The 19,921-nt window shown below is 54.2% G+C and carries 23 protein-coding genes and 3 tRNA genes; 14 read left to right on the top strand and 12 right to left on the bottom strand.

Annotation, left to right across the window (positions count from 1 at the left end; all coding sequences use genetic code 11):
* Positions 1–18 precede the first annotated feature (18 nt).
* On the top strand, positions 19–1,566 hold the full coding sequence (locus tag ACOTXT_RS00445; protein WP_055321732.1) for a YjjI family glycine radical enzyme: 1,548 nt from the start codon (positions 19–21) through the stop codon (positions 1,564–1,566).
* Complete coding sequence (locus ACOTXT_RS00440) at positions 1,541–2,401, top strand: YjjW family glycine radical enzyme activase (protein WP_055321731.1); 861 nt, start codon at positions 1,541–1,543, stop codon at positions 2,399–2,401. The genes ACOTXT_RS00445 and ACOTXT_RS00440 overlap by 26 nt, the downstream gene beginning before the upstream one ends.
* Here the strand turns inward: ACOTXT_RS00440 and ACOTXT_RS00435 are convergent.
* The 8 genes from ACOTXT_RS00435 to ACOTXT_RS00400 all read right to left on the bottom strand — a co-directional run bounded on the left by ACOTXT_RS00435 (position 2,396) and on the right by ACOTXT_RS00400 (position 8,758).
* Positions 2,396–3,178 carry a TatD family hydrolase gene (locus ACOTXT_RS00435; protein ID WP_074168452.1) on the bottom strand — a complete coding sequence of 261 codons (783 nt, stop codon included), beginning with the start codon at positions 3,176–3,178 and terminating at the stop codon, positions 2,396–2,398. The two genes, ACOTXT_RS00440 and ACOTXT_RS00435, sit on opposite strands and share 6 nt — an antisense overlap.
* The gene (locus ACOTXT_RS00430; RefSeq protein ID WP_023293332.1) at positions 3,175–4,227 is read right to left on the bottom strand and encodes a patatin-like phospholipase family protein; all 1,053 of its coding nucleotides are present in this window, start codon (positions 4,225–4,227) and stop codon (positions 3,175–3,177) included. Before ACOTXT_RS00430 ends, ACOTXT_RS00435 begins: the two co-directional genes overlap by 4 nt.
* Positions 4,228–4,347: 120 nt before the next feature.
* Positions 4,348–4,509: a DUF1328 domain-containing protein gene (locus tag ACOTXT_RS00425; protein ID WP_003856556.1), complete on the bottom strand. Its 162-nt coding sequence runs from the start codon at positions 4,507–4,509 to the stop codon at positions 4,348–4,350.
* 127 nt (positions 4,510–4,636) lie between these two features.
* Positions 4,637–5,254, bottom strand: coding sequence for a molecular chaperone OsmY (gene osmY, locus ACOTXT_RS00420; RefSeq protein WP_008502075.1), 618 nt, complete (start codon positions 5,252–5,254; stop codon positions 4,637–4,639).
* Positions 5,255–5,553: 299 nt separating this feature from the next.
* Positions 5,554–7,143, bottom strand: coding sequence for a peptide chain release factor 3 (gene prfC / locus ACOTXT_RS00415; RefSeq protein WP_008502076.1), 1,590 nt, complete (start codon positions 7,141–7,143; stop codon positions 5,554–5,556).
* Between the two features lie 91 nt (positions 7,144–7,234).
* A complete protein-coding gene (gene yjjG, locus ACOTXT_RS00410; protein ID WP_008502077.1) occupies positions 7,235–7,912 on the bottom strand; it encodes a pyrimidine 5'-nucleotidase in 678 nt (225 codons plus the stop codon).
* A gap of 20 nt (positions 7,913–7,932) precedes the next feature.
* Complete coding sequence (gene rimI / locus ACOTXT_RS00405) at positions 7,933–8,376, bottom strand: ribosomal protein S18-alanine N-acetyltransferase (protein WP_008502078.1); 444 nt, start codon at positions 8,374–8,376, stop codon at positions 7,933–7,935.
* Positions 8,345–8,758 carry a DNA polymerase III subunit psi gene (locus ACOTXT_RS00400; RefSeq protein ID WP_021240586.1) on the bottom strand — a complete coding sequence of 138 codons (414 nt, stop codon included), beginning with the start codon at positions 8,756–8,758 and terminating at the stop codon, positions 8,345–8,347. The genes rimI and ACOTXT_RS00400 overlap by 32 nt, the downstream gene beginning before the upstream one ends.
* A 102-nt stretch (positions 8,759–8,860) precedes the next feature.
* Here ACOTXT_RS00400 and rsmC point away from each other — a divergent pair, with 102 nt between their 5' ends.
* From rsmC to ACOTXT_RS00380, 4 genes are all read left to right on the top strand, one after another.
* Entirely contained in the window at positions 8,861–9,889 is a 1,029-nt protein-coding gene (rsmC, locus tag ACOTXT_RS00395; protein ID WP_008502080.1) for a 16S rRNA (guanine(1207)-N(2))-methyltransferase RsmC, read from the top strand.
* Between the two features lie 172 nt (positions 9,890–10,061).
* Positions 10,062–10,148, top strand: a tRNA-Leu gene (locus tag ACOTXT_RS00390).
* A 28-nt stretch (positions 10,149–10,176) separates the two neighbouring features.
* Positions 10,177–10,263 (top strand) — tRNA-Leu (locus ACOTXT_RS00385).
* A gap of 42 nt (positions 10,264–10,305) precedes the next feature.
* Positions 10,306–10,392: transfer RNA gene (locus ACOTXT_RS00380), tRNA-Leu, on the top strand.
* Positions 10,393–10,431: 39 nt separating this feature from the next.
* Here the strand turns inward: ACOTXT_RS00380 and ACOTXT_RS00375 are convergent.
* Complete coding sequence (locus ACOTXT_RS00375) at positions 10,432–10,701, bottom strand: DUF1435 domain-containing protein (protein ID WP_172513796.1); 270 nt, start codon at positions 10,699–10,701, stop codon at positions 10,432–10,434.
* Between the two features lie 215 nt (positions 10,702–10,916).
* Between ACOTXT_RS00375 and ACOTXT_RS00370 the strand changes: the two genes are divergently transcribed.
* Entirely contained in the window at positions 10,917–11,981 is a 1,065-nt protein-coding gene (locus ACOTXT_RS00370; protein ID WP_023293335.1) for a GGDEF domain-containing protein, read from the top strand.
* 95 nt (positions 11,982–12,076) lie between these two features.
* Entirely contained in the window at positions 12,077–12,865 is a 789-nt protein-coding gene (gene fhuF, locus ACOTXT_RS00365; protein WP_021240589.1) for a siderophore-iron reductase FhuF, read from the top strand.
* A gap of 83 nt (positions 12,866–12,948) precedes the next feature.
* On the opposite strand, the gene ACOTXT_RS00360 is transcribed toward fhuF, so the two are convergent.
* The gene (locus ACOTXT_RS00360) at positions 12,949–14,295 is read right to left on the bottom strand and encodes a PTS sugar transporter subunit IIC (protein WP_045415546.1); all 1,347 of its coding nucleotides are present in this window, start codon (positions 14,293–14,295) and stop codon (positions 12,949–12,951) included.
* Between the two features lie 328 nt (positions 14,296–14,623).
* On the opposite strand from ACOTXT_RS00360, the gene ACOTXT_RS00355 reads away from it, so the two are divergent.
* Positions 14,624–15,082 (top strand): YbaK/EbsC family protein, encoded by a 459-nt coding sequence (locus ACOTXT_RS00355; RefSeq protein WP_008502085.1) that lies wholly within the window; start codon positions 14,624–14,626, stop codon positions 15,080–15,082.
* A 38-nt stretch (positions 15,083–15,120) separates the two neighbouring features.
* Here ACOTXT_RS00355 and bglJ read toward each other — a convergent pair whose 3' ends face one another.
* Both bglJ and ACOTXT_RS00345 read right to left on the bottom strand, forming a co-directional pair.
* On the bottom strand, positions 15,121–15,756 hold the full coding sequence (bglJ, locus tag ACOTXT_RS00350; RefSeq protein WP_032622978.1) for a DNA-binding transcriptional activator BglJ: 636 nt from the start codon (positions 15,754–15,756) through the stop codon (positions 15,121–15,123).
* A complete protein-coding gene (locus tag ACOTXT_RS00345; protein ID WP_008502087.1) occupies positions 15,753–16,490 on the bottom strand; it encodes a helix-turn-helix transcriptional regulator in 738 nt (245 codons plus the stop codon). Before ACOTXT_RS00345 ends, bglJ begins: the two co-directional genes overlap by 4 nt.
* 410 nt (positions 16,491–16,900) lie before the next feature.
* On the opposite strand from ACOTXT_RS00345, the gene ACOTXT_RS00340 reads away from it, so the two are divergent.
* The 5 genes from ACOTXT_RS00340 (at position 16,901) to ACOTXT_RS00320 (ending at position 19,857) form a co-directional block, all read left to right on the top strand.
* The gene (locus ACOTXT_RS00340; protein WP_021240591.1) at positions 16,901–17,677 is read left to right on the top strand and encodes a threonine/serine ThrE exporter family protein; all 777 of its coding nucleotides are present in this window, start codon (positions 16,901–16,903) and stop codon (positions 17,675–17,677) included.
* Positions 17,668–18,141: a threonine/serine exporter gene (locus ACOTXT_RS00335; protein WP_020885295.1), complete on the top strand. Its 474-nt coding sequence runs from the start codon at positions 17,668–17,670 to the stop codon at positions 18,139–18,141. The genes ACOTXT_RS00340 and ACOTXT_RS00335 overlap by 10 nt, the downstream gene beginning before the upstream one ends.
* A gap of 67 nt (positions 18,142–18,208) precedes the next feature.
* Complete coding sequence (locus ACOTXT_RS00330; RefSeq protein WP_008502090.1) at positions 18,209–18,850, top strand: TetR family transcriptional regulator; 642 nt, start codon at positions 18,209–18,211, stop codon at positions 18,848–18,850.
* Positions 18,851–18,891: 41 nt separating this feature from the next.
* Positions 18,892–19,344, top strand: a complete 453-nt coding sequence (locus tag ACOTXT_RS00325; protein ID WP_023293337.1) for a MarR family winged helix-turn-helix transcriptional regulator — start codon at positions 18,892–18,894, stop codon at positions 19,342–19,344.
* An 84-nt stretch (positions 19,345–19,428) separates the two neighbouring features.
* On the top strand, positions 19,429–19,857 hold the full coding sequence (locus ACOTXT_RS00320; protein ID WP_333165394.1) for an organic hydroperoxide resistance protein: 429 nt from the start codon (positions 19,429–19,431) through the stop codon (positions 19,855–19,857).
* Positions 19,858–19,921 lie beyond the last annotated feature (64 nt).

The raw sequence follows: 19,921 nt of genomic DNA, 5'->3' as shown, positions 1-19,921 counted from the left end.
ACACTCAAGGAAGCGAACATGTCCCACTCCAGCCCCGACGCCCTGCAACAACGTTGCCAGCAGATTGTGACAAGCCCGGCGTTATCCCCGGAACAAAAACGTCATTTTCTGGCGCTGGAAGCGGAAAACAACCTGCCGTATCCGGCACTTCCTGAAGCTGCGCGCGCCGCGCTGGACGAGGGGTTCATCTGCGACATGTTCGAAGGCCATGCGCCTTACAAACCCCGTTACGTTCTGCCGGATTACGCAAAATTTCTGGCTAATGGTTCAGAATGGCTGGAGCTGGAAGGGGCAAAAGATCTCGACGACGCCCTCTCACTGTTAACCATCCTCTACCACCATGTTCCGTCCGTCACATCGATGCCGGTCTATCTCGGTCAGCTTGATGCGTTGCTGCAACCTTATGTTAGAATTCTAACACAAGAAGAAATCAATAGCCGAATAAAACGTTTCTGGCGCTATCTCGACCGTACGCTGCCGGATGCCTTTATGCATGCCAATATCGGGCCGGAAGATACGCCCATTACCCGTGCCATTCTGCGTGCCGATGCAGAGCTGAAGCAGGTCGCGCCGAACCTGACCTTTATTTATGATCCAGCGATCACCCCGGATGATTTGCTGCTTGAGGTGGCGAAAAACATATGTGAATGCAGCAAACCGCATATTTCTAATGGCCCGGTGAATGATAAAATTTTCACAAAAGGCCATTACGGCGTAGTGAGCTGTTACAACTCCCTGCCTCTGGCAGGCGGTGGCAGCACCCTGGTGCGCCTCAACCTCAAGGCCATCGCCGAACACAGTACGTCAATGGAAGACTTCTTCAGCCGCGCCCTCCCGCATTACTGCCAGCAGCAAATGGCCATCATCGATGCCCGCTGCGATTTCCTGTATCAACAATCCGGCTTCTTTGAGAATAGCTTCCTGGTGAAAGAGGGGCTGATTGATGCCGATCGGTTTGTGCCGATGTTTGGCATGTACGGCCTGGCAGAAGCGGTAAACGTGCTCTGTGAGAAAGCCGGGATGACTGGGCGTTACGGCAAAGACGAGCAGGCCAACGCGCTGGGCTATCGCATCAGCGAACAGCTTGCGGCGTTTGTCGAAAACACGCCGGTGAAACACGGCTGGAAGCAGCGCGCGATGCTGCATGCGCAGTCGGGGATCAGCTCCGATTCGGGCACCACGCCGGGCGCGCGCCTGCCCTACGGCGACGAGCCGGATCCCATCAGCCACCTGCTGGCGGTGGCGCCGCACCACAAGCACTACGCTTCCGGGATCAGCGATATTTTAACGCTGGATGAGACGGTAAAACGCAATCCGCAGGCGGTGGTTCAGCTTTGCCTGGGGGCGTTCAGGGCCGGTATGCGTGAGTTCACCGCGAATGTGGCCGGTAACGATCTGGTACGCGTGACCGGCTATATGGTTCGCTTGTCGGATCTGGAGAAATACCGGGAAGCGGGTTCAAGAACGAACACCACGTGGCTGGGGGAAGAGGCCGCACGCAATACCCGTATTCTGGAACGTCAGCCGCGCGTGATAAGCCATGAACAGCAGATGCGCTTTAGTTAGTCAGGTCATCCCCTTCTCTTGCGTGGACGGGCCGGGCAGCCGCCTGGCCCTGTTCCTGCAGGGCTGCAACCTGCGCTGTAAAACCTGCCACAACCCGTGGACGATCGGCCGCTGCAACGACTGCGGGGACTGCGTGCCCCACTGCCCGCACGACGCGCTGACCATACAGGCGGGACGCGTCTGGTGGCAGGAGAGTGACTGCCAGCAGTGCGACACCTGCCTGCACCTGTGCCAGCAGCAGGCAACGCCCATGGCACACCGCCTGAGCGTGGAGGAGATCCTTTCACAGATCCGCAAATCCGCACCGTTTATCGAGGGGATCACCGTGAGCGGCGGTGAGGCCACAACGCAATTACCGTTTTTAGTGACGCTGTTCACCGCGATCAAAGCCGATCCCGACCTGAATCATCTGACCTGCCTGGTCGACAGCAACGGTTTGTTAAGCGAAACCGGCTGGCAAAAGCTGCTGCCGGTAATGGATGGCGCGATGCTGGACCTGAAAGCATGGGGGAACGAACACCACCGCTTCCTGACCGGGCGCGAAAACCCGCAGATCAAGCAGAGTATCCGCTGGCTGGCAGATCGTAATCGTTTAACGGAGCTCCGCCTGCTGGTGATTCCGGAACAGTGTGATTATCTGGAACATCTGAAGCCGCTGACGGCGTTTATCCACGGGCTGGGAAACGTGCCGGTACGCCTCAACGCTTTTCATGCGCATGGCGTGTACGGTGAGGCGGCGTCATGGCGCAGCGCCACGCCGGAAGACGTTGAACCGCTGGCGCGGGCGCTGGAAAAACAGAAGATTACGGTGATCCGCCCGGCGCTTTATCTATAGCGTGATGCCAAATACCGACTGCGTATTTTCCAGCAGCGCACCGGCAATCACCTCTTCAGGCTCTTTTCGCAGTTCACACAGGGCTGTGAACACGCGCGCCGCCTGTTCCGGGCGATTCGGCTGGCCCTGAAAACCGTTCAGCGGCATATCCGGCGCGTCAGTTTCCAGCAGAAGCGCCGACAGCGGCAGCTGTGCCATCACGTCACGGGTTTTACTGGCGCGCGGATAGGTGATGGTGCCCCCAACGCCGATTTTGTAGCCCAGCTCGATAAAACGCTGCGCCTGCTGCAGGCTGCCTGAGAAACCATGCACGACGCCCTTACGCGGCAAATCGATACGCTTCAGGTGCATTGCCAGCTTATCGTGCGTGCGTCTTGAATGAAGGATCACCGGCAGATCGTGACGCTTCGCCAGCCTGAGCTGCGCGTCGAGGATCGTCTGCTGGCGCTCAAAATGCGGCTCCTCGCGATAAAGATCGAGGCCGATCTCACCGATGGCGACAAGCTTGTCGCCTGCGGTCTGCACTATCTCATCAAGTCGCTCAATGTCCTCATCCCGATGCCGCTCAATCACGATCGGATGCAGGCCAAGCGCCGCATAGAGCGCGGGGTGCTGTGCAGCAAGATCCAGCACCCGGGAAAAGTAAGCCGCTTCCACTGAAGGCACAATAATGGCCTGAACGCCTGCCTCGGCCGCTTTCGCAATGCTTTGCTCTTCATCTCCCGTAAACGGCGGGAAATCAAAGTGGCAATGGGTGTCGACAAAGCGGTGCATCACGCCAGATCCTCGTTATCCAGTAAAGCGTCATTCGCCTGCGGAATGTCAACCAGGGGCACCGTCAGGGCGTCGTTGGCGACAATCGCAGGCGGCGTAATAATGCGTTTATGGCGATGAAGCGGCGGCTGCTCCGCCAGCATTTTCCCCACCGTCGCCAGGAAGTAGCGCCCACACAGCCGCCCCGTTTTGTAATCCATGCGCAGCGCAGGAACGCGGCTGCCCAGCGCCATGCTCAGCAGCGGCTTAGGCGGATAAATTTCAAAAATACGCAGCTTGCCCGGCGGTTTCTCAATGAAGCGCTGCATCGCGCCGTAGGTGGTTTCATGCTGCTTCGCGATGTTCACCAGCGGCTGCAGGCTGCTGTCGCCCAGCCAGCGCTCCATCCGCTTAAACCACTGCGGGGTGTAATACATTTGCGACGGTACGGTACGAATCACCACAATGGTTTTCGCCCCGCGACGGGCGGCTTCCTGCACCGGCACCGCGTCACTGATCCCCCCGTCCAGATAGCTAATACCGTCCAGCAGGGCGCCGGTACGATAAAAGCCGGGGATCGCGCTGGAGGCGCGGATGATGTCCAGCCAGTTCTCTTTCTGAGGCGAAAAATAGCCCGGGGAATAGTCATCGCCCCGGCTGGCGCACATCCAGAATTGTTTACCGCTATCAAACAGACGGGCGGCAGTATCCATGGCCAGCGGCATCTGGCTGGAGGTTGACTCCAGCAGCCAGTCGAGATCGATCAGGTTGCCGCCGCGCACAAACCGCACCGGGTTAAAAAATTCTTTCGCCGTGGTGTAGCGCATGATGACCTTTCGCGCGTAGCCGGGCTGGTTACAGACATAGGCAGAGAGGTTCTGCGCCCCGGCAGAGGTGCCGAAGTAAAGGTCAAAGGGGTTGAACTGCGCGCGCATAAATTCGTCCAGCACGCCAGCGGTGAAAATGCCGCGCTGTCCGCCACCCTCGCAGACCAGCGCGAGTTGACCCGCGCGAAACGGTTTTAACGTCAGCGGCGCAATGTTGCCGAGCGTAACGGGAATTCGTTGCCCCACCTCTGCTTTCCTGTTTTGATTATTTTATAACACCACAGTAACGCACCCGACCTATTACGCAAATAAGAAAAAGCCAGTCACAGTGACTGGCTTTATTTTGTTGACGGAATATTGCGTTTGCTATGGACGTCGACGCCCTGTAAACAGGCTGACCAGGAACAGAATAATACCCACAACGAAGACAATTTTAGCTGCCCATGCCGCTGTACCTGCCAGTCCACCAAAGCCCAATGCGGCGGCAATTAACGCGATAACCAGAAATATAATGCCCCAACGAAACATAAGCTTCTCCTTTACCATAGTTAATGTCGGCCGCTAAACGTGAGCGCTCAGGTCACTCACCGGCGTTTTTCCAGAGTCGTTCTTATTTCGCCCGCAGGGTTTAGCCAGACGGGCGAATGGTCGAGATTTACTTCGTTTTCAGATCGTTTTTAACGCTTTTCACACCATCAATCGCCTTCGCGATGGACTCGGCACGTTCACTTTGCGCCTGCGAATCTACCGTACCGGAAAGCTGAACCACGCCATCGGTGGTTTCCACTTTCACCTTACGGGACGGCACGATGTCATCTGCTAAAAGTTTAGCTTTGATTTCGCTGGTGGTGGCTGCATCACCGGCATAACCTTTCACCGACGCGTTTTTGCCGTCACGGACGTGCAGCTTATCGCTGACGGAGGCGACGCCTTCGACGCCTTTCGCCACTTTCACCGCCTGTTCAGCCTGAGCCTGGCTTTCAACAAAGCCGCTCAGCGTGACCACTTTCTTGTCGGTCTTAACGGAAATATCGGTGCTCTTGATGGCTTCATCATCCACCAGTGCGGCCTTCACTTTTGCTGTGATAGAGCTGTCATCCATGAAATTGCCGACTTTATTCATAGAGCTATCGATTTTTTGCCCTGCGCTATCGGCCGTGGATTGTGCTTTATCCATGGTGCTGCTTTCCGCCAGGGCGGAGCCGCTCACCAGAACGCTACCCAGTGTTACAGCCAGCAGAGTTTTAGAAATCTTCAGTCTTGTCATATTCATCGATCTATTCCTGTGTTGACCCGTTATTCGGGCTACGTACTTCCTTAGTAGTGATATATATTGCGAATAAACACACGAGCAAAATGGATAACCTAAAGCCATGCATTGAACAGTTAATTTATCCACGCCCGGTGTTAAACACTGAGTTAAATATAGATCACTCTCACAGAGCCGCTTTCAGAATTGGGTAAAAAATGGGCGAATAGCGTGAAATTGCGTTGAATTAAGAACATTCCGCAAGGGATTAATAAGACAGGAAATAAAGAAGAGCACGGCGAATGCCGTGCTCTGAGAGGGGATTAGTGCTCGCGGGTTTTACGGAACTGAACGTCCGGATAACGTTCCTGCGTCAGGTTCAGGTTGACCATCGTTGGCGCGATATAGGTCAGGTTATCGCCGCCATCCAGCGCCAGCTGAACTTCATTCTTACGCTTGAATTCTTCGAATTTCTTCACGTCAGAACACTCAACCCAGCGCGCGGTCGCGACGTTCACCGATTCGTAAATCGCTTCTACGTTGTATTCGCTCTTCAGGCGCGCAACGACCACGTCAAACTGCAGCACGCCGACCGCACCCACGATCAGATCGTTGTTCGCAATCGGGCGGAACACCTGCACGGCGCCTTCTTCGGAGAGCTGAACCAGGCCTTTCAGCAGCTGTTTCTGCTTAAGCGGATCGCGCAGACGAATGCGACGGAACAGCTCCGGCGCGAAGTTCGGAATACCGGTGAACTTCATCATTTCGCCCTGGGTGAAGGTATCACCGATCTGGATGGTGCCGTGGTTGTGCAGCCCGATGATGTCGCCCGGATAGGCCTCTTCAACGTGGGAACGATCACCTGCCATAAAGGTCAGCGCGTCGGAGATGACAACGTCTTTCCCGATACGCACCTGGCGCAGCTTCATGCCCTTTTCATATTTACCGGACACCACGCGCATAAAGGCCACGCGGTCACGGTGTTTCGGGTCCATGTTGGCCTGAATCTTAAACACGAATCCGGTGAACTTCTCTTCTTTCGCTTCCACTTCACGGGTGTCGGTTTTGCGCGGCATCGGCTGCGGCGCCCACTCCACCAGACCGTCGAGCATGTGGTCAACGCCGAAGTTACCCAGTGCGGTACCGAAGAAGACCGGGGTAATTTCGCCGCTCAGGAACAGCTCTTTGTCGAATTCGTGAGACGCGCCCTTGACCAGCTCCAGCTCGTCGCGCAGCTGCGCGGCCAGCTCTTCGCCGACCGCCGCGTCCAGATCCGGGTTGTCCAGACCTTTCACGATGCGCACTTCCTGAATGGTGTGGCCTTTACCGGTCTGATACAGGTAGGTTTCGTCTTTATAGAGGTGATAAACGCCTTTGAACAGCTTACCACAGCCAATTGGCCAGGTAATTGGCGCACAGGCGATCTTCAGCTCGTTTTCCACTTCATCCATCAGCTCCATCGGATCGCGGATGTCACGGTCGAGTTTGTTCATAAAGGTGAGGATCGGCGTATCGCGCAGACGGGTGACTTCCATCAGCTTACGGGTACGATCTTCTACACCTTTCGCGGCGTCGATCACCATCAGACAGCAGTCCACCGCCGTCAGGGTACGGTAGGTATCTTCGGAGAAGTCTTCGTGACCCGGGGTGTCCAGCAGGTTCACCAGGCAGTCATGATACGGGAACTGCATCACGGAGGTGGTAATCGAAATACCACGCTGCTTTTCCATCTCCATCCAGTCGGATTTTGCATGCTGGCTGGAGCCACGGCCTTTAACGGTACCCGCAGTCTGGATCGCCTGTCCGAACAGCAACACCTTCTCAGTGATGGTCGTTTTACCGGCATCCGGGTGCGAGATAATGGCAAAAGTGCGGCGCTTGGCCACCTCTTGCAGATAAGGAGACAACGTCATAATTAAATCTTCTTTTATAAGCGCGGCAGCACGCCACGCATCATGGAATACAAAATTGCGGCTATTTTACCCATCAACGGGGGGCAGGCAATCATTGTTTACACAGGAGTTGCTCCAGTTCGTTCAACGACGTCACGGTCCAGGTCGGCTCGATGCCTTCAGGCTTCACGCGGCCATGCGCATTGAGCCAGACGGTCGACAGACCAGCCTTCATGCCGCCCAGAATATCTGACTCTGCGGTATCCCCCACCATCAGGACACGATCGCGGTCGGGATTGCCGGCCTGCGCCAGCGCGTAGTCGAAAATTCGCGGATCCGGCTTCGGCACGCCAACCTCTTCCGAGATCACCAGCGCGTCAAAATGATCGCGCAGGCCGGTGCGCTCAAGGCGGATCTGCTGCAGGGCGGTAAAACCGTTGGTGATGATCCCCAGTTTCACCTTACCTTTCAACGCATTCAGCAGGGAAACCGCGCCCGGCAGGGGCGCACAAATATCGGCCATGGCGTTGAGAAAAGCCTCGTTCAGCGTTCCCGGACTGACCTTTAAGCGTTCCGCCCAGACGTCAAAGCGCTGGTGCTGAAGCTGTAACGCGGTGATGGCACCGTTCTGGTAATCCACCCACAGCGGTTTGTTGACCGCCTGATAGTCCTGAAAATCTTCAGCGGTGAAGGTTACGCTATAGTCGAGAAACATCCGCTGCAGGCCGCCGAACGAGTCGAACGTAAACAGCGTTTCGTCGGCATCAAAGAAAATCCAGTCCCATTTCATCGTTACAACCTTATTTTTTATTATCCAATCGGCAGAGCCATTATGATGGCGTCTTCACGTCCCTCTGCGGTGGGGTAGTAGTTACGGCGGATTGTCGCCTCGTTAAAGCCTAAGCTTTCATAGAGCGCGATGGCGGCGACATTCGACGCGCGCACCTCCAGCCACAGGGTGAAAACGTCACGGGTTTCGAGCTCACGGATGAGGTGCTCAAGCAGTTCTCTTCCCAGCCCGCGGCGCTGAAACGCGGGATCAACCGCGATATTAAACAGCGTCGCTTCATCAAGAACAACCTGCGTGATCGCGAAAGCGGCCATGGTGCCGTCAACGTCCAGGCGGTAGTTCAGATACCGTTCGCCCTGATTGCTGGCGAAGGTTTTTTCGCTCCACGGAAACGCGTGGGCGCGTGTTTCAATCGCGAACGCGGTGGACAGGTCAGGCGTCGTGAGGGAAGAAATCGTGTTCATATTCGCAGATTTGTTGCCATAGCGCGCTGCGCGCTTTTGGGTTGGCTTTCAGTTCGTCCAGCGCTGGCGTGCAGATCTGGCTCCCCTGAAGAGAGATCTCATTTGCCTCTCCGATACGCCAGCTGTTACAGCGGCTATCAGGAGGCAGCATCGCGACACGCTCTGGCGTCAGCGGTAAAACCTGGTCGGCCGTCAGCTTCAGGCTGCGAAGAACATCACCGATCAGGGGGTCATTCAGGGCAGGCAGTTCTTCCGCCACCATCACCAGGCGAACGTGCGCCGGGATGGAGATAGCGATTTCGCCCTGCAACGCCGTCGGGCGACGCAAAGCCCACTGGGTAATGCCCAGCTGCTGCAACTGCCAGTCTCGTCGGGATGTCATAGGGAAAACTCCTGTCTCTCAGGCGCGCAAATATAGCAAATGTGTCGAAAGTGCGCCATCTACCTACTATAATCCCCGCCTGAGTTTATTGAGGAACAATTCATGTCTGCATTTACCCCGGCAAGTGAAGTCTTGCTGCGTCACAGTGATGATTTCGAAGAAAGCCGTATTCTGTTTGCCGGAGATATGCAGGATGACCTGCCCGCGCGTTTCGACTGTGCTGAAAGCCGTGCCCACACCCAATACTACCACCACTGGCAGGTGCTGAGCCGCCAGATGGGCGAGCGCGCGCGCTTTAGCCTGGTGGCAGAGCAGAGCGATATCGCCGACTGCGATACGCTGATCTACTACTGGCCGAAGAATAAACCGGAAGCCCAGTTCCAGCTGATGAACCTGCTCTCCCTGCTGCCGGTCGGCTGCGATATTTTCGTGGTCGGTGAAAACCGCAGCGGCGTGCGTAGCGCGGAACAGCTGCTGGAAGGCTACGCGCCGCTGAATAAAGTCGACAGCGCTCGCCGCTGTGGTCTGTACCATGGCCGTCTGGAAAAACAGACAACGTTTGATGCGCAGGCATACTGGGACGAGTACCAGCTTGACGGCCTGACCATCAAAACCCTGCCGGGCGTGTTCAGCCGCGATGCGCTGGATACGGGCAGCAAGCTGCTGCTTTCCACCCTGACGCCGCACACCAAAGGCAAAGTGCTGGACGTAGGCTGCGGCGCGGGCGTGCTCTCTACCGTGCTCGCCAGCCATTCGCCAAAAGTGCGCTTAACCCTGTGTGACGTGAGCGCCCCGGCGGTTGAAGCCAGCCGCGCAACGCTTGCCGCAAACGGCATTGAAGGCGAAGTCATTGCCAGCAACGTCTTCTCCGACATCACCGGTCGCTTCGACATGATCATCTCTAACCCGCCGTTCCACGACGGTATGGAGACCAGCCTGGAAGCGGCACAAGCGCTGATCCGTGGCGCAGTTCGTCACCTCAACAGCGGCGGTGAGCTGCGTATCGTCGCGAACGCCTTCCTGGCGTACCCGAAAGTGCTGGATGAAACTTTTGGCTTCCACGAAGTTATCGCCCAGACCGGCCGCTTTAAGGTCTACCGCACCGTGATGACGCGTCAGGCCAAAAAGTAATCGCCTCCCCTCCAGGCCGGATAAGCGAAAGCGCCATCCGGCTATACACGGCGCGTCCATCGGCCATTTTTGCATCAATCAAGGCATCACGCGCACTTTTCTGTTGACGTAAAGCTGAAAACATCTAGAATGCGCCTCCGTGGTTACGATACTTTTACAGTATCGATGGTATGCGAAGGTGGCGGAATTGGTAGACGCGCTAGCTTCAGGTGTTAGTGTCCTTACGGATGTGGGGGTTCGAGTCCCCCCCCTCGCACCATAAATCACGATGATATTGCTCGCACTGGGCGAAGGTGGCGGAATTGGTAGACGCGCTAGCTTCAGGTGTTAGTGTCCTTACGGATGTGGGGGTTCGAGTCCCCCCCCTCGCACCAACGAGGCGATATCAACATAGCAATAAAGAGTAAGATGACTGTGCGAAGGTGGCGGAATTGGTAGACGCGCTAGCTTCAGGTGTTAGTGTCCTTACGGATGTGGGGGTTCGAGTCCCCCCCCTCGCACCAATTATCTTACAACCCCTCTGAATTTCTTCTTTATCCCTGTTATTTCAAACTCATCAGTATCACCAGAATTCCGCTGACCAGCGCGACACAGGATGGCAGTAAAACAAAGTGACGTAGTTGCTTATGCCAGATCATGCCTGACGTGGCTAACAGTCCTGACGCGATGATGACTTTCCAGGTATCGAGAGAGAGATCGGCAAACGTCAAACCGCCGAGAATGGCTCCCGGTAGCAGTACCCCCCAACCACTGCCCAGCGCTCTGTTCAACATACTTTTCCCTCTATCAACGATAATGATAACCAATATCATATAACAAAAATTATCATTTGCCAGCTGAATGAATCAAAATCCATCGACCTTTACCTTTCCCGTAATGACAGGAATTGTCTAAGGTGATAAATTGCGCACCTGTTAACAACGTCTAAAGATTTTCTGATAATTACTCTTTGAGTTTTTTGCATATTTTATTGCGAAATAACACCTATTTATCTGTTTTAATTAAATTTTAATAAAAACACGCGACTATGACATCACAATCCTGGCGGTCTTTGGTTCACAGAAAATATCAATTATCGTTACGTTTATTTTTATTTCTGAACGCAACCTCGGCAGTGTTCTCGGTAACAAATCCGCTCAATTCTGTACGCCTGTTTTCTGCCCCTCTGATTGCTATTTTCGCCATCAGTACTGGCCTGTTCGTCTGGCACTGGAGAAAGCGCGCGCGGAAGATAAATATTCCTGTCGTTTCAGCGATCTTCGGTATTTTATGGGCCTGGCAAATTGTCTCCAAATTCGCCTTAATTACTCAGGACCATGCGACATATTTGCTAATTGCTCTTTTAACGGTACTTTTTATCGGCACGCTGGCGTTCGCCAGTAATATCAAAGCGTTTACGCTGCATTCATTGCCCACCTTTATTGTCTGCCTGTGGTTAAGCGATCACGATATATGGCTGCGAATGACCTATTCTTTCGCACTTCCTGTGGTGGCAATTGCTATTCATAACATTTTGCAAAGACGCAACGACCGTTTCGCTCAGGAGCTGCTCTCTCGCCTTCTGGAAGAACGAGAAACCCTTACCGACCTCAGCATGATGGACCCGCTTACCGGGCTCTATAATCGTCGCGGTCTGCAAAGCCGTCTGGAGAATCTGCCCACGGTAGAAAATGGCGAACACTTTGTCCTGCTGATGGATATCGACCACTTCAAAGCCTATAACGACCATTACGGCCATATGATGGGCGACCAGGCGCTGAAGCGCGTCTCTGCGGCAATCCGTGACGCCGTACGTTCTCGCGATATTGTGGCGCGTTTTGGTGGGGAAGAGTTTATGGTGCTGCTGACCAACATTTCACTCGAACACGCTCGCCAGACGGCCGAGCGGATCCGTCAGAAAGTGTATGATTTGAAAATCCCGCATCTGTTTAACGAAAGCGTCGCGACAAACGTCACTATCAGCATTGGCATCGCCATTTTCGAGGATGAAGACGTGGAAGGCGCGCTGGAAAAAGCGGACAAAGCCCTCTATGAAGCAAAGCATATGGGACGCAATAACATTCTGCTAAGCGAAGAGATTCAGACGGCATAAACCTACCGACGAGGTCACCAGGACAAAAGTCTTGCCATTGGTATGAGCAATAGTTAGGATTGGCAATCATTATCATTTAGATTTCTATCTATACTATGGCCACGCATACCGCACACATCGTCGAACCTCTCCTCTGGCGAGCGCCGCTCACCAGCGGGAATGCTTCGCTTGCAGATGCGATACGGGAAAAGATTGCGGAAACGCGTGCCCACCTGCTGGACTTTATCCGGCTTGATGAAGCGCCCCCGTCCCACGCGATGACGCTCTCAGAGTGGCGCCAACCGTCTAAGCTGCAATCACTGCTGGCCACCTATTCCGACCATATCTATCGCAATCAGCCTACCCTTACGCGGGAAAATAAACCCCTGCTCTCCCTCTGGGCGCAGTGGTATATCGGGCTGATGGTGCCTCCGCTCATGCTGGCGCTGTTAACACAGAAGAGCATGCTTGAACTCTCGCCGGATAATTTCCACGTCGAGTTTCACGAAACCGGACGTGCTGCCTGCTTCTGGATTGATCTCCACGAAGACCACAGCGCTGAACGCCTCACTGCTCAGGAACGTATGGAGCGGCTCATCACGCAGGCCCTGATCCCGGTGGTGGAAGCGCTGGAAGCGACGGGAGAGATTAACGGGAAGCTTATCTGGAGCAATACGGGCTATTTAATCCACTGGTATTTAACGGAAATGAAGCCGCTTCTCGGTGATGAGAACGTTGAGGCCCTGCGTCAGTCCTGCTTCTTTGCAAAGCAGCTTTCCGATGGCCGGGACAATCCGCTATTCCGTACCGTCGTGCTCCGTGATGGGCTTCTGGTTCGCCGCACCTGCTGCCAGCGCTATCGCCTGCCGGACGTTAAGCAGTGTGGGGATTGCACGCTGAAGTAGAGCAGTGATTTGCCCGGTGGCGCTTCGCTTACCGGGCCGACAAAAACAAAAAACGGCAACCTGGGTTGCCGTTTTGTTTTTACCTATGCCACCTGCTGATTGTCCTCTTCCGCGCTACGCTGCGCTTCTTCCGCTTCCTGCTCCAGCAGCTGCTTCTCATACACTTTGAAGAACGGGAAGTAGATGATCGCCGATACGCAGGCCAGAACCACAACCAGAATCGCCGCGCGGAAATCCCAGCCCAGGGCCCACGCTGCGCCTATCGGCGCCGGTGCCGTCCAGGGAACCACGGAGATGACGCGCCCAATCAAATCAAACGTCATCGCCGCCCACGCCAGCACGGCGTTAACCATCGGTGCCAGCAGGAACGGGATAAAGAACACCGGGTTCATCACGATTGGCGTACCGAAAATGACCGGCTCGTTGATGTTAAAGAAGCTGGGTACCACGCTCAAACGCCCGATAGAGCGTAAATGCGCTGAACGGCTGCGCAGATAGCAAATCACCAATCCCATCGTGGCGCCCGACCCGCCAATTACGATAAAGAACGTCCAGAACGCCTCCATGAAGATATGCGGCAGAGGCTGACCGGCGGCCAGCGCGGTCTGGTTAGCGCCCAGGTTCGTCAGCCAGAACATCTGCAGCATCCCGGAGACGATGGCGGCGCCGTGGATCCCGGCGAACCAGAGCAGATGACCAATCAACACGGCCAGCAGGATCGCAGGCAGAGAATCTGCCGCGGAAACCAGAGGTTTAAAGACCGACATAATGGCCTGCGGGATCAGCATGCCAAACTGAGACTGAATCACCAGGCTCAGAGGATAGAGGGTCAACACCACCACCAGCACCGGGATCAGCAGATCAAAAGAGTTTTTGATCATCGGCGGGACCTGGTCCGGCAGACGAATGCCGATGTTATGCGCTTTGAGGAAACGCATCATCTCAACGCAATAAATCGCCACCAGAATCGCGGTAAAAATGCCCGTTCCCCCCAGACTGTCGACAGGGAGCGTGCCTTTGGTTTTCGGTGCCGCGACCAGCAGAAACGCCATCAGCGACAGCATGGCGCACATAAAGGGGTCCAGCTGGTGAGATTTGACGTAGTGTTTGCCAAGGTTATAGGCAATGGCGGCACAGATATAAATGGACATGATGCCCATCGTCATATCAAACGGCGTCAGGATTTGGCCTTCAAACTGCTTCGCCATATCCAGCCAGGCGCGGGCGAAACCCCAGGTGGTATCAGGCGAAAAAGGTGGGTAAGCAAAGACTAACAAAAAAGAACCCACAATCATAAACGGCATCGCGGAGATGAAGCCGTCACGAATCGCCATAACGTGACGCTGGGAAGAGATCCGCCCGGCTATCGGGCTGACGTAATTTTCGACGAAACGGAATATCAGATTAAACGCAGCATGGTTGGCAGACATGGCAGATCTCCTGTCAGACGTTTGTTACGGGCACATACGCGCCGCACGTTGTTCCATACATCAGCTTCACAACCTTGCTGGCTTGCCAACCAGCGGTACTGCTCAGACGAAATGGTTTCATATTTGGCTCTTATTATTGGATACAGGGGACGTTACGTACTCAGTATTAATCTACGCTCCGCGCTCTGCAACCGGTTACTGTAACCGGTTTCTGTGATTGTGAAGGGGATCCAGAAATCAGCCGTTTGGGGTATTTGTTACTTAAGAGATATTTACAGAGCATAAATTCTTATGACAGATTACGCAGGATATTTGTCAGGAGGAAACAATGAGTTTGCAGTCTGTACAGCAGTTTTTTGCCGACAACGCGCCGGATATAGACGTTATTGAGCTTAGTCAAAGTACTGCTACCGTTGCGTTGGCTGCTGCCGCCCATCGTGTCGAGCCGGGACAAATCGCCAAGACCCTGTCACTCAAGGTTAAAAATGAGGTGATCCTGGTGGTGGCGAAAGGCGACGCGCGTCTGGATAACAAAAAGCTCAAAGACACCTTCGGTGCGAAAGCGCGCATGCTCAGCAGTGATGAAGTGGTGACCATTACCGGTCATCCCGTTGGCGGTGTATGTCCGTTCGGACTGGAAAACCCGCTCGCGGTATATTGCGATATCTCTTTGAAGCAGTACGCCGAAGTGCTGCCCGCCGCAGGCGCAATTCACAGCGCTGTGCGCATTTCACCTGACAGAATGGCAGAACTGACTTCCGCAAAATGGGTGGATGTCTGTATCTGATTGACGCGCCAGAGTGTATCTGGCGCGCAAAAGACGGGTTATAAAAATGTGGGCGTGAGGAGAGCCAAACATTGCGGCTCTCTTGCAGGAAGATGCGTAATAATATCCGCCGCATCGAGCAACCCTACGTCTGAATTTACGCCCAGTTTCACCATCGCATTAAACTTATGTGCCCGAATGGTCTTAATATTCCGTTCAAGCTGTGCCGCGATTTCAGGGATGGAATACCCGCAGGACATATAACGCAATATTGCCCGTTCTGTGGGGCTTAGCATCCTGTTCTGACTCCGGTACCAGTGATTCAGCATATTGTCATTGATGCGCAGCGTTTCGCTCAGCAACTCCACAAGTTCCTTCTGCAGATGCTCAAGCGTCACCGATTTACTGACTACTCCGTGCAGGCGCGATGGCGAAAGATGGCTAATTAGCCGTGCTTCCATCTCGTCAGAAACCAAAATGATGCGCTGGATATGACCGTGCGTAAACGCCAGATCCCGCAGGTGCGCCAGGCAGTTACGGCGCTCCTCTCGCGCATCGGAAAGGGAGTAGATCAGCGAGAAAAAATTAACGTGATGAAGTGCATTCTTAAAACTGTCAAATTCACTAAACAGGTGTAGCTGATAATGGCTCAGGCCGGGCATCGCAAAAAGATGCTGTAGCCCGACGGCACTCATCGCGCAATTTTCGATGATGGCGATATGTCTTGTTGAATCGGTTTTTTCCATTCCTCGAACTCTCCATAGGCTGATAGCAAACTCAGCTCTCTCATTCCCTGTGTACTGTTGATCCAGGCATACATATCCGCATTACTTCGTAATGACAGCCGTCGCATCGCACTGTTTTTCTGCGCACTGATGGTTTTATTGCTCTTCTTGAGCAATGTGGCGATTTGGTTAATCCCCCATCCTTTCCCTAACAGACGCAGGACCTTACGTTCGGAGTGCGTGAGCGCGATAACGTGTTCATTTTCATTCTCCGTACTCTGTGGTTCCGGAGTTAATAACGTCTGGCTAATCCGCTCTGCCCGCTCGCTACCGGCCCGAATAGCGTTAACCACGCCTTCAATAGGCTCCATGTCAGAAAGCAACGTGCTTTCCGGGCGCATAAGTAACTCAACCGCAATAGGGTAAAGCGGCCGCGAGACTAAAAAGATCCAGTGAATATCCCGGTATTGATTCAATAAACCGTAATACTCTTCAAGCGCACCCCGAGGGTTTCTGTATTCGCCTGAAATATCGGCAATAATGACGTCCGCGCGGCGCAACTGGAGCAGCGTTAATTCCTGCAATGAGCGGCAATAGCTCAATTCAAATTCGGGGAAATGACGTGCCATCAGGCCCCCTAACCCGTTTTGCATCACGGGCATCCGGCTAATGACAACGCCATGCTTACCATGCAATGACAACATAGACCCTCCGTGTCCATTTTTCATTTGATGAGTAACGTTAAAACGCATCAACGTATGAGTATTTTCGTCCCTGAGTGTAAGACTGGTTAATACAAGCAGAAGATGAGATGTATGCTTAGTTTAAGAAATGCCTAAACAGCAGTAATATCTCACAAAGCGAAACAAAAATTAATTGTGGAGACATTAAAATAACGACAATATAAAATTAGAATAACTAAATACAAATATTTTATATTTTGGTATTTATAATTCACGGTATTGATAAATTAATCCATTCCCTCTTCCACGACACGGACCGCAACTGTTTGCACAAACCTTGATCTGGCCCACAGCAAGAGGGACTGCACTCTGTGCTAAAAGTACCCACTATGGGTTAACAGATAGCTATCCATCTTTTTTCAGGACAATACATGCAGGCAGAGCGGTCAACGCAGCGTGCTATCACGCGGCTATGTATTCAGTGCGGTCTTTTTCTGCTCCAGCACGGCGCGGAAAGCGCGCTGGTTGAGGAGCTTTCCACCCGGCTGGGGCTGGCGCTAGGGATGGACAGCGTCGAAAGCGCAATCTCATCCAACGCCATTGTGCTGACCACAATCAAGGACGGTCAGTGCCTGACCTCAACGCGCAAAAACCATGACCGCGGCATCAACATGCACGTCGTGACCGAAGTGCAGCACATTGTCATCCTTGCAGAACATAAGCTTCTCGATCTCAGTGACATTGAAAAACGGTTCAACCAGATCAAGCCATTACGTTATCCGCGCTGGCTCGTCGTGGTGATGGTAGGGCTCTCGTGCGCCTGCTTTTGTAAGCTCAACAAAGGCGGCTGGGACGGTGCAATCATCACCTTTTTCGCCAGCAGTATCGCCATGTATGTTCGCCAGCTGCTGACGCATCGGCAGCTGCATCCGCAAATTAACTTCTGCATTACCGCGTTTGTCGCCACTACGGTTTCCGGTCTGCTGCTGCGCCTGCCGCAGTTTGCCAACACGCCGACCGTTGCCATGGCCGCCAGCGTGCTTCTGCTGGTCCCGGGCTTTCCGTTGATCAACGCTGTCGCCGACATGTTTAAAGGGCACATCAATACCGGCCTGGCTCGCTGGGCTATCGCCAGCCTGCTGACGCTGGCGACCTGCATCGGCGTGGTCATGGCCATGACACTTTGGGGGTTACGCGGATGGGCGTGATCGATTTTCTGCTGGCGCTCGCTCAGGACATGCTTCTGGCCGCCATTCCTGCCGTCGGCTTCGCGATGGTATTTAACGTACCGCAACGCGCGCTGCCGTGGTGTGCGCTGCTGGGCGCGATAGGCCATGGCTCGCGAATGGTGATGATGACGGCGGGTTTTAATATCGAATGGTCAACATTTATGGCATCCATGCTGGTCGGCAGTATCGGCATCCAGTGGTCGCGCTGGTATCTGGCGCATCCCAAAGTATTCACCGTTGCGGCCGTGATCCCCATGTTTCCGGGGATATCGGCCTATACCGCGATGATTTCCGCGGTGAAAATCAGCCATTTCGGCTATACCGAGCCTCAGATGATCCTTCTTCTCAGCAACTTTCTTAAGGCCTCGTCCATCGTCGGCGCGCTCTCCATCGGGCTGTCGATCCCCGGCCTGTGGCTGTACCGTAAACGCCCACGCGTTTGATATTTGTGTTATTTCGCTGCCGTGGAGATAATCCGTCTGGTCCGTTTGGTGAAAATAAGGAAAGGATGTGGCTAACCCTGGCAGCGAACACCCCGAGCACAGTGAAGAATCCAGCCTGAAAGAGAAAATCTTTCAGAGCGCCATCGCGCTTTTTGCCGAGTATGGATTGAACGGTGCACGGATGGAGCAGATCGCAGAGAAAGCGGGCACCACCAAACGCATGGTGGTTTACCATTTCAAGAATAAAGAGAACCTCTATCTCCTCGTACTTGAACATGTTTACACCCAGATTCGCGCCAGCGAAAAAGCGCTAAGCCTGACGGGAATGCCCCCGGTCGAAGCGCTGGTCAATCTGGTTGAAGCCACCTTTGACTATCATGCCGACCACCCTGACTACATCCGGATTATCTGCATGGAAAACATGCAGCGCGGCCGCTTTATGCAGCAGTCGAGCTATCTCCGCCAGGTCAACCGCAGCGCGCTCGATCTGCTGGAGGAGATCCTGCGCCGGGGGAAAGAAAAACAGCTCTTCAGTGAGACGGTTGACGCCCGCGATCTTCATCGTCTGATAAGCAGCTTCAGCTTTCACTACGTTGCCAACAGCTACACCTTTACGCTGCTGTTTGAAGAAGGCGCAGACGAGCAGGCGCAGCGCCAGCACTACCGTAAAATGGCCGTTCAGGTGGCGCTCCGTTACACCTGCCCATAAAATTGCTTGCAATTAAATCGCACACTACCTATATTCATCTCATGAACGCGAAAACGAACGATGCAACCGCTGCGCTCAAGCTGGATAACCAGCTCTGCTTTGCCCTCTATTCGGCAAACCTGGCGCTTAACAAGCTGTACCGGCAGCTGCTGGCACCGCTGAACCTGACCTACCCGCAATATCTGGTGATGCTGGTGCTGTGGGAGCAGGATGATATGACGGTGTCGGACATCGGTGAACGGCTGTTTCTTGACTCTGCGACCCTGACGCCGCTGTTGAAACGTCTGGAAAGCGCCGGGCTCATCAACCGCCACCGTTCGCGCAAAGACGAGCGTCAGGTCGCCGTCACCCTGAGTGAAGCGGGACGTGAACTCCAGCAGCAGGCATTGGGTATTCCCCATGCGGTAGGTTGCGCAGCGCAGTGTGATACAGACACCTTGCTGGCACTCAAACAGCAGCTCGAACTTTTGCGACAACAGCTACACCGCGCGTAACGCTATACTTTACGCGTCATTATTTACCTATATATATAGCACGCTATTTAATAGCACGCATTAAAACAAAATGAGGAACCTGCCATGTCTTTAGAAAAAGTTGTTTATACCGCCAAAGCAAAAGCCACCGGTGGCCGTGACGGCCGTGCCACCTCCTCCAATGGCGTACTGGACGTCAAACTGGGTGTGCCAAAAGAGATGGGCGGCATGGGTGGAGAGGTGACGAACCCTGAGCAGCTGTTTGCCGCGGGCTACTCTGCCTGCTTCCTGGGCGCGATGAAGTTCGTGGCGGCACGCGACAAATTTACCCTGCCAAAAGATGCCTTTATTGAAGGCGAAGTGGGTATTGGTCCGCTGCCTACCGGTTTTGGTATCGAAGCAAAACTGAACATCCATGTTGAAGGTATGGATCCTGCGGAAGCTAAAAAGCTGGTCGATGCGGCACACATTGTTTGCCCGTACTCTAACGCGACCCGCGGCAACATCGACGTCACGCTGAACATCATTGCGTGATAACTGCCTGATGGCGCTGCGCTTATTCGGCCTACGACTGTAGCCCCGGTAAGCGCAGCGCCAC

Source organism: Enterobacter cloacae complex sp. IR5422, from assembly GCF_049238165.1.
Taxonomy (GTDB): Bacteria; Pseudomonadota; Gammaproteobacteria; order Enterobacterales; family Enterobacteriaceae; genus Enterobacter; species Enterobacter roggenkampii.
Note: the sequence above shows the minus strand (reverse complement) of the source record. Positions and strands in the feature narration are given on the sequence as shown.